The 11,854-nt window shown below is 58.7% G+C and carries 9 protein-coding genes and 4 pseudogenes; 7 read left to right on the forward strand and 6 right to left on the reverse strand.

What is annotated here, in order from left to right:
• Nucleotides 1-84: 84 nt before the first annotated feature.
• Nucleotides 85-915, forward strand: a pseudogene (locus B0G76_RS29400) (IS110 family transposase); the annotation flags it as partial.
• A 19-nt stretch (nucleotides 916-934) separates the two neighbouring features.
• Here the strand turns inward: B0G76_RS29400 and B0G76_RS29405 are convergent.
• Nucleotides 935-1,651 carry a DUF4336 domain-containing protein gene (locus B0G76_RS29405; RefSeq protein WP_259460758.1) on the reverse strand — a complete coding sequence of 239 codons (717 nt, stop codon included), beginning with the start codon at nucleotides 1,649-1,651 and terminating at the stop codon, nucleotides 935-937.
• Nucleotides 1,652-2,154: 503 nt separating this feature from the next.
• On the opposite strand from B0G76_RS29405, the gene B0G76_RS29410 reads away from it, so the two are divergent.
• On the forward strand, nucleotides 2,155-2,484 hold the full coding sequence (locus B0G76_RS29410; protein ID WP_105511948.1) for a DUF1840 domain-containing protein: 330 nt from the start codon (nucleotides 2,155-2,157) through the stop codon (nucleotides 2,482-2,484).
• Nucleotides 2,485-3,248: 764 nt separating this feature from the next.
• Here the strand turns inward: B0G76_RS29410 and B0G76_RS29415 are convergent.
• Both B0G76_RS29415 and B0G76_RS29420 read right to left on the reverse strand, forming a co-directional pair.
• The gene (locus B0G76_RS29415) at nucleotides 3,249-5,264 is read right to left on the reverse strand and encodes a bifunctional DedA family/phosphatase PAP2 family protein (RefSeq protein WP_120295590.1); all 2,016 of its coding nucleotides are present in this window, start codon (nucleotides 5,262-5,264) and stop codon (nucleotides 3,249-3,251) included.
• 325 nt (nucleotides 5,265-5,589) lie between these two features.
• Nucleotides 5,590-6,402, reverse strand: a pseudogene (locus tag B0G76_RS29420) (GGDEF domain-containing protein); the annotation flags it as partial.
• Between B0G76_RS29420 and B0G76_RS29425 the strand changes: the two are divergent.
• On the forward strand, nucleotides 6,364-7,266 hold the full coding sequence (locus B0G76_RS29425; protein ID WP_120296903.1) for an NRAMP family divalent metal transporter: 903 nt from the start codon (nucleotides 6,364-6,366) through the stop codon (nucleotides 7,264-7,266). The pseudogene B0G76_RS29420 and the gene B0G76_RS29425 overlap by 39 nt on opposite strands.
• A 634-nt stretch (nucleotides 7,267-7,900) precedes the next feature.
• Here the strand turns inward: B0G76_RS29425 and B0G76_RS29435 are convergent.
• Nucleotides 7,901-8,146, reverse strand: coding sequence for a hypothetical protein (locus B0G76_RS29435; RefSeq protein ID WP_105511952.1), 246 nt, complete (start codon nucleotides 8,144-8,146; stop codon nucleotides 7,901-7,903).
• Nucleotides 8,147-8,804: 658 nt separating this feature from the next.
• Here B0G76_RS29435 and B0G76_RS29445 point away from each other — a divergent pair.
• The 4 genes and pseudogenes from B0G76_RS29445 to B0G76_RS44235 all read left to right on the forward strand — a co-directional run bounded on the left by B0G76_RS29445 (nucleotide 8,805) and on the right by B0G76_RS44235 (nucleotide 10,019).
• Nucleotides 8,805-9,098, forward strand: coding sequence for a DUF6516 family protein (locus B0G76_RS29445; RefSeq protein ID WP_120295591.1), 294 nt, complete (start codon nucleotides 8,805-8,807; stop codon nucleotides 9,096-9,098).
• Nucleotides 9,095-9,439, forward strand: a complete 345-nt coding sequence (locus B0G76_RS29450) for a hypothetical protein (protein ID WP_259460759.1) — start codon at nucleotides 9,095-9,097, stop codon at nucleotides 9,437-9,439. Before B0G76_RS29445 ends, B0G76_RS29450 begins: the two co-directional genes overlap by 4 nt.
• A 42-nt stretch (nucleotides 9,440-9,481) precedes the next feature.
• Nucleotides 9,482-9,694: pseudogene (locus tag B0G76_RS44230) on the forward strand (IS6 family transposase); the annotation flags it as partial.
• Nucleotides 9,695-9,743: 49 nt separating this feature from the next.
• Nucleotides 9,744-10,019 carry a TrbG/VirB9 family P-type conjugative transfer protein gene (locus B0G76_RS44235; RefSeq protein WP_183082171.1) on the forward strand — a complete coding sequence of 92 codons (276 nt, stop codon included), beginning with the start codon at nucleotides 9,744-9,746 and terminating at the stop codon, nucleotides 10,017-10,019.
• Between the two features lie 239 nt (nucleotides 10,020-10,258).
• Here B0G76_RS44235 and B0G76_RS29465 read toward each other — a convergent pair whose 3' ends face one another.
• Both B0G76_RS29465 and B0G76_RS29470 read right to left on the reverse strand, forming a co-directional pair.
• Nucleotides 10,259-10,558 carry a hypothetical protein gene (locus B0G76_RS29465; protein ID WP_120292024.1) on the reverse strand — a complete coding sequence of 100 codons (300 nt, stop codon included), beginning with the start codon at nucleotides 10,556-10,558 and terminating at the stop codon, nucleotides 10,259-10,261.
• Between the two features lie 13 nt (nucleotides 10,559-10,571).
• Nucleotides 10,572-11,654 (reverse strand): annotated as a pseudogene (locus B0G76_RS29470) (IS630 family transposase).
• Nucleotides 11,655-11,854 lie beyond the last annotated feature (200 nt).

Below are 11,854 nucleotides of genomic sequence, written 5' to 3' on the forward strand. Positions count from 1 at the left end.
GGAATCAAACGCGGGTTAGCATTGCTGCCAGAGCCGCACGGTGTGGACGGTGCCACACCCGGCGATTACCCACACGGAGCCAGCATGGAACACGATAACACTTTGTACGTCGGCCTGGACGTCCACAAGGACTCGATCACGGTCGCCTACGCGCCCGGCTCGGGTAAGGTCGAACTGTTCGGTAAGATCGGTACGACGCGGGCCGACACCGATCGCTTGTGCAAACGCCTGCAGTCCAAAGCGCGCCACATACGCGTCCTCTAAGAGGCAGGTCCGTGCGGCTATGGTCTCTACCGTCAGCTTGTGCAGAAGGGCTTCGACTGCATGGTCTGCGCACCGTCATTGATTCCCAGAAAGCCCGGCGAGCGCGTCAAGACCGACCGCCACGACGCCGTGAAGCTGGTGCGGTTGCTCCGTACCGGCGACCTGTCGGCAGTGTACGTGCCCACCGTAGAGGATCAGGCGTTCCGCGATCTGGCACGTGCATGGGTAAGCGCCAAAGACGATATGAAGAGTGCGCGGCAACGGCTGAAGGCCTTCCTGCTCTCGCATGGCGTGCGCTATATGGGTCGGCCCGACTGGCGTCCCGCGCACCGACGCTGGCTAAGCGCGTTATCGTTCGACAACCTTTGGCAGCACCTGGCGCTCGACGAACTGCGGCGCACGATCGAGCACCGTCTCGCGCAATGCGGGCGTCTCGAAGCCGCCCTGCGTGAGGCGGTCGTCAACTGGCGCTTCTATCCGGCGGTCCTCGGCTTACAGGCCATGCGCGGTGTACAGTTCACGACCGCCGTGGGCATGCTCGCCGAGCTGGGCGATCTCTCACGCTTCGCGCACCCGCGTCAACTGATGGCCTGGTTCGGCGTTACCCCGTCAGAATATTCCTCGGGCAACAAACGGCGCTTGGGCAGCATTGTGAACTTTCGCCGCTATATCAGTCCAGTAACCACCGGAATGCACGCCGCAACTCGTTCACCCCGTCTTTCTCGTACCAGCGGCCATGTGCAAGAATGACCCGCTCGGGATTCCACCGGATCATCTTCTCAATCGCCGCCCGCAGTTCCTCCCGTCGCCTTAAGAACGTCAACCGCAAGTCGCGCGGCATTCGGCCGTTCGGATCCTGAACGCCCCCGAGGCGCGTCAGGGTACGCATAGCGAATGAGTCGAGCTTCCGTGGCTCGAAATTCTCGATGAGGTCCGTCAGGATCAGCGTTCGACTCGAGTAGTGGAAAAACTCAACTTCGGTCATATAGCTGCCAGCAACCGGAAGTGTCGCCAGTTGCGTATCCCATTCGTAACTGCCGTTACCATCGAACGGCAGGCCGTGAAACCTGATGTGATCGCTCGCCTGATCGTTGATGCCCGGCGCCAGATAAACAAACGCATCAGGGAATGCGACTCGCCATTCCGGTATTGACCAATAGTGAAGGCGGTTTGGTCCGACAATCCATCGCGGTTCGCCGATGCTCTTGAACTCGGCCCTGAGTTCGAATGTCAGCCGTGTCGGCGAATGAATGAGAAGACGCGAGCCTGCCAGCCGTGCGACCGTCATTCTGGTGGGAAACGGCATCTTCGGCCAAGGCATGCCAAACCGGATAATCGGTCCGTCGACAATCCACAGATGCTCCGCGATACGCTTGAGCGTATTCAATGGCGGATAAGTCGCGTTTGAAGTGTCAATCATTCTTTGTCAGGAACCGCAATCTTCGGTGGATATTTGGTGACATACCACCGCATCTCGACAGCAAGCCCAGCTCGCCCGAATCAAGTACGCCGTTGGCTACAAAAGGCCCACCTTGAATCTGTCATTATGTGACATAAAATATAGATGGGCCTTCTTATGACTGGACTTGGACCAGGGGCAACCTGAAGCAGCACGCCACCATGAATCTAGAAGACTGCGTGCGCCCGTGGAAACACCACGCTCCGCCTCCGACACACAGTAGCCGGCCATCCGGAAGGCCCTCAGCAATACGTCACTGGCGCCATCTGGCCGTCGCGCATGGCAATTCCGGGACGATCGCAGATCGGTCTACAGCGACCGGGTGCATTTGATGCCCTTCCGTCCAGCTTTCGCGGGCACACTTCGGTTTGGCGCAAAAGCGGCTTTCGTGCACACCGAAGCGCTGCGGACCATATACAGGAGGTTACATCATGCTGGTCACTTTCCAATCGCCCGCCGCGCCAGACGTTGTCATGCTCAGGAACCTCGCTGAATATCTGCTGACCCTCATTGGCAAGCACCTCGGTGCACGCGGCGTAATTCAGCATGACGAATTGCCTCACGCAATCGTTCGTCTTGAAGCAGCGATTACCGAAGAAGCTCACGCGGAAATCGCGCTCGAATCGCTCTACCATGTGCCGAATGGGGGCAATTATGACGTGAACGATGATCGCGGTGGACTTGCACGGCGGGCATGGCCGCTGCTCGATATGATGCGCGAGGCCCGTCGGCAGAACGCGGACATTATCTGGGGCCTTTAGCCAGTCTGTGACGACGTGACACGACAACAGGTGCGCAAGGGTCGAACTGCTCGCGTAGAAAGATGGGTTGCCAGGTAGGTCTGCAATTAGTCGTCCAGCAATGCCGGAATGCGGCAGTTCGCCAGCAGTCGCCTGCGATCCGCAGTGAAGATTTGAGTCTGACCCCATCCCCTCAGTTTTCCAGCCAGCGGGCATGTATCAGGATTGAAAGTCACTCGTAGCAATGCTGACGCTGTCTTTTCGAGAGCACGTATAACAATACTTTGCCATACCAAGGGGGAGTGTCTGAATTGGGAGAATGGCGTCGAACCAAAGCTTATCTGTGGGTCAAGCCTCATCGCCTGTGATGAAACGCGTCCCACCGCTTGCTACGGCCCAGCCCACGGACAGTCCGCTCGCGGACATGTTCACGCCAATGGTGTCCAGCAAGCAGCAAAGTGGAAATTGCCAGCGCAGCGATGCCCATTAGGGTCCCTGCGAGTTCCGTCATTGGGGTACCTCGCCTGTCTGTCTGGTTTGCACGCTGCGAATCCCATCCAGAAGTCACAGGCAAATTACAACGTGACCAGAGTGACATTGTCGCCCAATGCGGAGCCCGACTCAAGCGCCCTGCTCTCCCCTCCGAGCATAGCGATTCCTTCCAGCGTATCCCGGCCGCTGGCCCTCTCTCATGTCGTTACGTCAAACAGGAATAGAACTGAGAGCTGAACTTGTTGAAGCCACCTTGGCGAAGGATCTTAGCCAGCGCCTCGTCCGTCTGATGTTCAGTTTGCCGGTGAAATGAGGAGCAAAACCGGAGTTCCGCGACAGTCCAGTCTCGTCAGTACCTCTGCCCCACTGCTTTCCGGCCACGCGTCTCCAGCATCCAACTCGGGCGCCGCCGCGTTCCTGGCATGCAGGATGTTCAATGGCCACGACTGGCGATTCAGGCGCTCATGTTCAAGGGAGCCTACCCAAATGGGTACGGGCGCGGTGCCGCGCTCATTTTGCACCGCATAGCCACTTGGCCAGAAGCGTAGGACATCACGTTCGTCGCGCGCGTTGCCCGGACGAACAAAAACAAGCGGCGACGGTACCCCGTCGTTCAGTTTCGGCAGTACCGGAAGCGCAATCGCCGCGGCCTCCGGCGAGACGACAGAAAGCAGGCTGCGCGCAGAAACCGAGATCCCTTCGATCCAGGTTCTGCTTCGAAGGCCGCTTCTTATATCGTCTGCGTTTGCGGACCACTGAAAGGCCATAGGCTCTCTCCGGTCCCCTGACATGTCGGCGCGATAACACGGTAACTTGTTCGATAGCGAATTGATCCAATGTGACACCGTCGTCAGCATGAGCGTTTGGGTCGCGTTGCCGCTCAGCCTTGGTACTGGAGGGGCAAAGGCGAGTTGCACTGCAACGCTTACACACACAACGCCAAGCATGAGGGCCGGCATGAGCCTTCGCGATGGTGGCACTCTGGGGTGCCGCCACACGGCGGTTAATGCTACGACAGAAATCCACACAGCCGCGAGCGCGGCGCCGCCGATTGCATCAGAAAACCAGAACTGACCGAAGTAAAGTCCTGCCAGCGCAATGAAGAGGACAACAACAGCACTCACTGTGGCAACGAAAACACCTGCCAATGAACCCACCCGGCGCGTCAGCAAAAATGCGAGAAAACCATAAATGATGACCGCAGCGGCAACATGAGTACTCGGAAACACGTGTACGTCGGACTGGAGCGAACCTGGCGGAGTCCGGCGTATCGCCAGATGAATGGCAAATATCAATAGCTGGGAAAAAACAACGGCGCCCAGCCAGTACGCCAGGGTGCGCCAACGACGTTCCCATATCATCCAAAGCGCCACTGTCACAGCGAGCGCTGCCAGCGTGGCAATGCTACCCAACGTTGCGAGACCCGACAGCGTGATATCACCCCAAGTCGTGCGCATGGATTGAAGAAAGTGATAGACCGACACGTCAATCCCCACCTTCGGATTGCCGTGAATTGCCTCGTCGAGGACGTCGAAGAAAACCCAGGCGGAGAAAAGAACCACTGCCGATGTCACAACCATAAAGCCAGCGACCGGACGCTCGGGGTCCAAGGCTCGCAGGACGAAGCGACCCGGCTGTGTCCTGTGAGCACCGGCCCAATTCAGAAGGCCGTGGCGCATTGCACCGCCCCAGGCGTTGATGTGCGCCAGAAGAAAGCGAGCGCCACGAAAGCCCAGCCACACTATTGAGACCACGAGCGTGATTGTGACAACAAGACGGAAGGACACTCCGCTCACCAGTTGGACCGACGCACCGAATACGACGCCCAACAGGATGTAAGCGGATGCCCAGAGCAATGCCGAAAAGACATTCACCCCATAAAAACGCGCGGGCGTCATCCCCGCCATTCCCGCTACCACCGGGACAATCGCGCGTACCGGCCCGATGAATCTTGCGAGCACCACACTCTTGGCGCCATGCCTGGCGAAAAACACGTATCCCGCGTCGAGCAACTGCGGGTGAGCCCGAAAAGGCAACAGGCGGGAGATTCTGGTCCTGTAACGGCGACCAAGCCAGTAGCTGAAGCCATCACCCGCTACCGCGCCAGTAATTGTGCATGCGAAGACCCATCCAAGACCCAAGGTTCCAGTTCCCACAAGCGCACCGGCCACGAAAATGGCCGAGCTACCGGGAATGAAGGTACCTACAACGGCGATGGCTTCAAGAAACGCGGCGAGGAATATCACCGTAAGCGTCCACACCGGATGCCCAGCAAGCAGATGCAACATGTGGAAATACGCGTGCTCCATCTACATCTCCCACGTCCATGCGCAATCTGATGCCATTGCCTACAGGATAGCGCCGGGTTCCGTCAAGCTCCCGGGGACAACTTTGATTTGAGGATTGTGGTGATTGAGTTCGCCGGAAATACCGCAGCCTCGCCGCAGGGATTCAGTCCAAATTGCCGGTTCCGGTCGGGACAATTCTGGGTGAACGTCGACAGCTCTCGCTGGTGCATACCTCGGGTCGATCAGTGACATGTGCATCGCAAGTATCCCGTGACGGTAGCTACCGGCGAACCTCCCAATCTTAAGGGTCCCCAATCGGGTGCTCACAGGTGCCGGCGTAGCCCGCTCACGCAGAGGAGAACGGCGAAACCCTGTTCCGGCCGGTGGCCTTGGCATTGTATAGCGCTTCATCAGCAGCCCTGATCACTGCGGATACATCGTCGTCCTGTTCCGGCTCCCAGCTGGCCATGCCGATGCTGGCGGTCACGCGTCCGTATTCGCTGCCTGCATGTTCAATGGCCAGTTCGCTGATAGCCTCGCGGATCTGTTCGGCGATCTGCGCGGCACCCGCGGGCGGGGTGTCCGGCAGTACCACGACGAACTCCTCCCCGCCGTAGCGCGCCGCACTGTCCAGGGGCCGCCGGATGTTATCCCCGATGCAGCGTGCCACCGTAGCGAGCGCATCGTCGCCCGCCAGGTGTCCGTAGGTGTCGTTGTAGGCCTTGAACCGGTCGATATCGACGAATAGTAGCGAAAACATGCTGCGCATGCGTCGGGCCCGACGCCACTCCTGATCGAGAATCTCTCCCAGCGTGCGGCGGTTGTTGAGGCCGGTCAGGCCGTCGATTCTCGCGAGCAGTTTCAGTTCCGATTCGGCACGCATCCGGCGCCGCAACTGCGCGCCCAGCATGAACGACAACGCGACGAAGGCGAGACTGAACGCGACCATTAGTGAACCGATCGTCATCGCGCGTCGTCGCCAGGCCGCATAGATATCCTTCTCGGCCTCGGCCACCATGATGATCAGCGGGAGATCGGGGAAATTCCTGAAGAAGTACAGTCGGCGCATCCCGTCAATCGAGGCGGTGTCAGAGAAACTGCCTTCCGGTGCCGACCTGAAATGGCGGAACGTGCTGGCCTTGCTGATATCGCGGCCGACGTCGTCGCATTGGGTGTCGGTGCACAACTCGTCTGGGGCGGATCGGTACCGCTGTTCGCCGCCGCGTCCGGCGTCCTGTCGATGGCGCTTCAATTGTTCGTACCTTATGCGCGCTATGCACGGATTCTGAAATGGCTTGCGGTGGGCCTGTTTGCGTACGCCGGGGTGACGGTAGTCAGCCATACGCCATGGCAGACGCTCGCCCTAGGCGCAGTCGTGCCGCAGATCACATGGAGCGAGGACTACTTCACGATGCTGCTCGCGGTGCTCGGTACGACGATCAGTCCGTATCTGCTTTTTTCCCAAGCCGAACAGCAGATCGAAGAGCAGCGACCACCATCGCAATTTCAATCAAGAACGGGCGACCCGGCAAGCCATACGCGCAGCCCACATTTGAAAATAATGCGCCGCGACACGCTGATCAGAACGGCTCTCTCCAACGGGGTTGGCCTGTTCATCATGGCAGCAGCCGCAGCGACATTGCATGCAACCGGACACGGTCTCGCCAATCCCAACGACGCCGCAAGCGTACTTCGTCCGCTTGTCGGTGACTACGCATCACATGTGATGGGGATTGCGTTCATCGGCACCGCCCTGCTCGCGCTGCCTCCGCTCGCCGGGTCGGCCACCAATGCAGTAGTGAGCGCGCGCGACCGACTCACGGGCAAACAACACAACCGGCCGGTTGCGCGAGCCCTACTCGTCGTGATGGCGCTCGGCGTGTCGATCGGAGTGGCGCTAACACTCGTGAATGTCGAGCCGATTCGCGCGCTTTACTGGAGCGCTGTGCTCAATGGAGAAACAAAGAGCGGCGCCGCCGGCCTGGTGTCGGGACGCCGCCTGAATCACACACCCGCAGGATAGGACACCGCACGAGTGACCCGAAAATACCGTTCGCCGTTGCTCGTTTCAAGACGAAAAATCTTCGTTTGTAACAATGGCACAAGCATTATTTACATCATCAAATCTGGTGATTTTCACCACGCGACGGACCGCGCCGATCCTTCGGGGTGGCTGCATGACGGTCGCGTTTTCGTGAATTTACAAATCCGAAAATTTCTTACAAAAAGCTGCTCATCGATCGAATCCGGCTAATACCGTGCCCGAGCTCACCGTGTATGAGGATTTCCCCGATCTTAAGATTTCCCTCAGTGCGCCGATGTAACCCGAGCCGCAGGCTACAATCCCCCTCGGTGCAAATTTCAAGCACCCGTAAGTGCTGGTGTGCGTCTACGACCAATAAAGAGGGACGACGGATGTCGCGCGTGAAAACTGACGGCACCCCCATCGCGAAAGCTCGCGCAACTTACGTGCTTGAACTGGCGCGAGGGTGTTCATACATCGATAGTACGTTGAGCCCAGACACGCGCCATCGCAGAAATAATCGGCGAATTTCGCGAATTGTATGGGGATCAGGAACTCGCGATTTTTCGAAAACTGCTTGCCGAAAATCTGCGGCGCAGGGGCAAACAGGACGCCGCGTCTGCCGTCGTCAACTTCAAACTTGCCGGTCAGCTCCGGTGACTAACATCGCGTGTGGTTGCTGTGAGCGGATGATGTTGGCAGGCAATTGAAAATAGAACAAGGTGCGGCGACCTGCAAAGCCGTTTTGGCCGACTGAAAAGTGCTCTTCGAGTGCGTCACGTGAAACGGTGCCTTCGACCTCGCGGCCGCGGACTGACAGCAAGGAAACCACGGCGCATCCGTCCGACGAGACGGCGGTCGCGCGATCAGGAACTTCCATGCCGCATCTCGAAGATATCATTCGCAACGTTCCTTTGTGCGGAACTGCGCAGCGATAAATCTACCAGAAGTCAGAATCAGCGCGATCACCGACGAGGTAACGTTGCAGCCCCGTCAAGCGTTTGTGAACAACGATTGCCATGGTTCGTGTCGAGTACTCACGATTTGCTCAGGCCGGCGTCGCTGTAAGCGGTTCTGTTTTCGGTGGTGGCCACAGCTGGCACGGACGTTTAGTTGCGTATTTGAAATCAACGTTTCTCACGAATAGTGAGCTTTTTCAGGAGCAGCGTGTGCCACGAACCCGCCGGTCCCTCGACACCACAGCGTGAGAACACCAATGAGACTGGATTCACGAGTGAGAACGCAATAGTCGTTTCTGAAGAAGCGTTCCTAGATTGCGGCGCGTATCGGTAACGACGTGAATGTAGATGGCGTCGTCGGATGCAGTGATGTCGCCGTAGCGGTCAGCGACGATTTTTTCAGTGATGTGAGCGGACACCTGGCATCCGCCATAGCGGTCATTGATTGAGTTGCGCCGGCGAGTTTGAAAACGGACGTTATAGGTCGCGCACGGAGGAACCACGCCCTCGCGTCGCCGGACTCCCTGTGCTCTATTATGGCGCTTGACGCCATAACGCTCATATGGCATCCTACGCCATATGAAGTTGAAGGCCACACTCCTATTCGAGGACCGAACCGTCTACCCAGACGGGGCGATTCTCGAAATGCGCATCTGGCGACTTCCGGAAAGCGACGCCGAAAGACCGCACGGTCTCAAGTACAGCCTGTTTTACGGTCGTGCAGGCCAGCGAATCATCGGCTACGACAATGAGCGGGGCAAAGGCGACCACCGGCACTATCGCGATCAGGAAGAGCCGTACGCGTTTTCGACACCTGAGCAGATGGTGGCTGATTTTCTAGATGATGTAGAACGTGAGCGAGGTGAATCATGAGCAAACTTAATGTGCATGTTGGTGGTACGCGCGATATGGGTCGTCGATTTGCAGCGGCGTTCAACCGTGCTCAGGCAGGTGAGAATTTCGAAGAGCGGCACGTGACGTTTTTGTCGCTCGAGGAGATGCTGGCTGCGCTGTCGCCAAAACGCCTCGAGATGCTTCGTCATCTACATCGCGAAGGCGCAGAGAACGTGAAGGCGTTGGCAACTGCGCTCGATCGGGACTACAAACGGGTCTACGAAGACGTGGTGATTCTGGAGAATGCCGGCCTTGTCGTGCGTGAAGAAGGACGGCTGAGCGCGCCGTGGGACACGTTGACGGCCGAGGTTTCCTTGTAACGGCTTTGTCACGTTGACGCAGCGGTCAGTTAAGATGAAGCGATGAAGAAAACGAAATCGCTGTATCACGGTCACCGATTCCCGGCTTCAATTATCAGCCACGCTGTTTGATGGTACTTCCGCTTCCAGCTCAGCCTGCGCGATAGACAAGTTCGGCGCCGGCTTCGCGCACCGAGTCAAGGCTGCCCGGCGCCAGCCGGGCAGCACATGGCATCTTGATGAGAGGTGTTCGTGATGTTACGCGGTGAGCCACACAGCGGGACATGATGCTGCCGCCCACTGTCACCGACGGGAGTTGCAGCCGATGAAACATTCCACCTCCACCTTGTTGTCTGCCCTACTGCTCGTTGCCGGCTGCATGTTGCAGTCGGCCTGCGCCGAGCCACTGCTGACAGAGCCCGTCTATGACTTCGACTGGCATCTGGGCGGTACCACCGATATCCGGCCTTACCAGGTGTTCGATGATGGGCAGAAAATCTACCTGCAGTTCGACGATCCCAGACATGTGCCCGCCATTTTCGCCGACACACGGGCGGCCTTGTGCTCCTGCGCTGGCATCCCGACCCGCCCTACGTTTTAGTCGACCAGATGGAATCTGCACTGGTTTTCCGCGCTGCGGGCCAGGTTGCGCGCGCTACACGCGCCATACCGGATGGGCCTCCAGGGGCAGCACCCTTCGGTACAGCCCGCCCGAAAACAGAGACATCTGCCATAAGGTCTTCGGATACAGACCGCGCCGCAACCCACGACACAGAACCTCCGTCCAATAACCGGTAGACCACGCCTGCGCGCAGCTAGTACAACATCCCGTAAATACGTTTAATAATTATCAGGCTGCAAATAAGGCTGCAGGAGCGTGACGACCACATCGGCCATTTCGTCGAGCGAACCCGTGCCCGGCAGCGGTTCCCAACGCCCACTATGGCTGCGAAAGGCGGCGCCATATCGATTGCGGCCGAGCTCGGTGAGGCGCGCCACGACGGTTGGCTCGTCATTATCCAGACGTTTGATCAGCAAGTGGCGCCCGTAGGCTTGCGTGACGATCTGCTCATGACCGAGCAGGCTGCGCAGTTGACGCTGCAGTTCAGCAGCGTGGTGTTTGGCGGGTACAGCTGGCATCTGCGTTCCTCGATTACGATGCACCGCTTTGCAGCGGATAGCCCCGGAAACTCCATTTGAAGGGGCGTGCGGCCTGATTGTGCTCGCCGACGAACTGCCCGGTGCGCTCGCGCAGGTGCGCGGTGCTGGTGTGGCTGGCATGGCGCAGCACCCGGCGCGTATAACGGGCAAACCAGAGTTCGATCTGATTGACCCAGCTTGCGTGCAACGGCGTGAAGTGGAAGTGAAACCGCTTGCCATGCCGCGCATTGAACGCCTGCCAGACGGCCTGCGCGCGATGCGTGTTCAGATTGTCCCAAACCACGTGCACCTGTTTATCTGGGTACGCGCCTGCCACGCGTTCCATGAAGGCTACCAGATCGTCCTGGGTGCGCCGCTCGCGGCACTCTGCCAACACCTTTCCGGTATGCACATCGAGCGCAGCAATCAACGCCTGGGTGCCGTGACGGATATATTCGAATTCACGGCGACGCAGCCGTCCTGGCGCGGGTGCCCGTCCCGGGTGCTTGCGCTCAATGGCCTGAATGCCGGTCTTCTCGTCGATGCTGAGCACTACCGCGTTTCGCGGCGCCTTGCGCTACAGCTTGCAAATCACGTTGACCTTCTCGCGAAAGGCCGGGTCTGGACTGTGCAGCCATTGCCGGACCCGCTGCGGGCGTACGTCGCCGGCCTGCAGAATGCGCTGCACGTGACTGCGGCTGATCTGCCCGACGACGCCGCGCTCCACGGCACGCGCCGCAATCTCGTCGAGTGTCGGCGTGACCCGTTCCTCAGGCTCCTGCGCTTCACACGCCAGCGCAATCAACTGCAGTCGCGCTTCGTGCGTGATGCGTGGCGGACGGCCACTGCGCTCGCCCTCGCGAATACCCTGGCTACCTTGCCGGGCAATGCGCTTGCGCCACAGGCAGACCGTTTGCACCGAGACACCCAGTTCCCGCGCAATCACCGTATTGGAGTGACCCTCGTGGGCCCACAACGCGATACGCGCCCGCATCACATCTCGCTGCATAGCCGTCTTCCGCTCAATCAGCGATAGCAGTTCCTGTCGTTCTTTATTCGCCAGCTTCACTGGCGTTGCACGGCGGCCTCGGCTCATCCGGTCATGATAACCGGGGCAGTTTATTATTCAATCTATTTTCGGGATGTTGTACTAGGTGGATTCTTGGTTTAAAAGAAAATGGCTGAAAAACGCCGAAATCCTTGGTGGGCCGGGTCGGAGTCGAACCGACGATGTCCTTTCGGAGGCGGATTATGAGTCCGGTGCCATGCAAACTGAGCTAACGGCCCATCAGTCCG

Origin of the sequence: Paraburkholderia sp. BL23I1N1 (assembly GCF_003610295.1) — a bacterium.
Lineage (GTDB): Bacteria > Pseudomonadota > Gammaproteobacteria > Burkholderiales > Burkholderiaceae > Paraburkholderia.

Bases quoted from the DNA above. Each gene is read 5' to 3' on its own strand.
- B0G76_RS44235 (WP_183082171.1), top strand. From the start codon at position 9,744: ATGAAACATTCCACCTCCACCTTGTTGTCTGCCCTACTGCTCGTTGCC.
- B0G76_RS29435 (WP_105511952.1), bottom strand. From the start codon at position 8,146: ATGGAAGTTCCTGATCGCGCGACCGCCGTCTCGTCGGACGGATGCGCC.
- B0G76_RS29415 (WP_120295590.1), bottom strand. From the start codon at position 5,264: ATGGAGCACGCGTATTTCCACATGTTGCATCTGCTTGCTGGGCATCCG.
- B0G76_RS29425 (WP_120296903.1), top strand. From the start codon at position 6,364: ATGGCGGAACGTGCTGGCCTTGCTGATATCGCGGCCGACGTCGTCGCA.
- B0G76_RS29410 (WP_105511948.1), top strand. From the start codon at position 2,155: ATGCTGGTCACTTTCCAATCGCCCGCCGCGCCAGACGTTGTCATGCTC.
- B0G76_RS29445 (WP_120295591.1), top strand. From the start codon at position 8,805: ATGAAGTTGAAGGCCACACTCCTATTCGAGGACCGAACCGTCTACCCA.
- B0G76_RS29465 (WP_120292024.1), bottom strand. From the start codon at position 10,558: ATGCCAGCTGTACCCGCCAAACACCACGCTGCTGAACTGCAGCGTCAA.
- B0G76_RS29450 (WP_259460759.1), top strand. From the start codon at position 9,095: ATGAGCAAACTTAATGTGCATGTTGGTGGTACGCGCGATATGGGTCGT.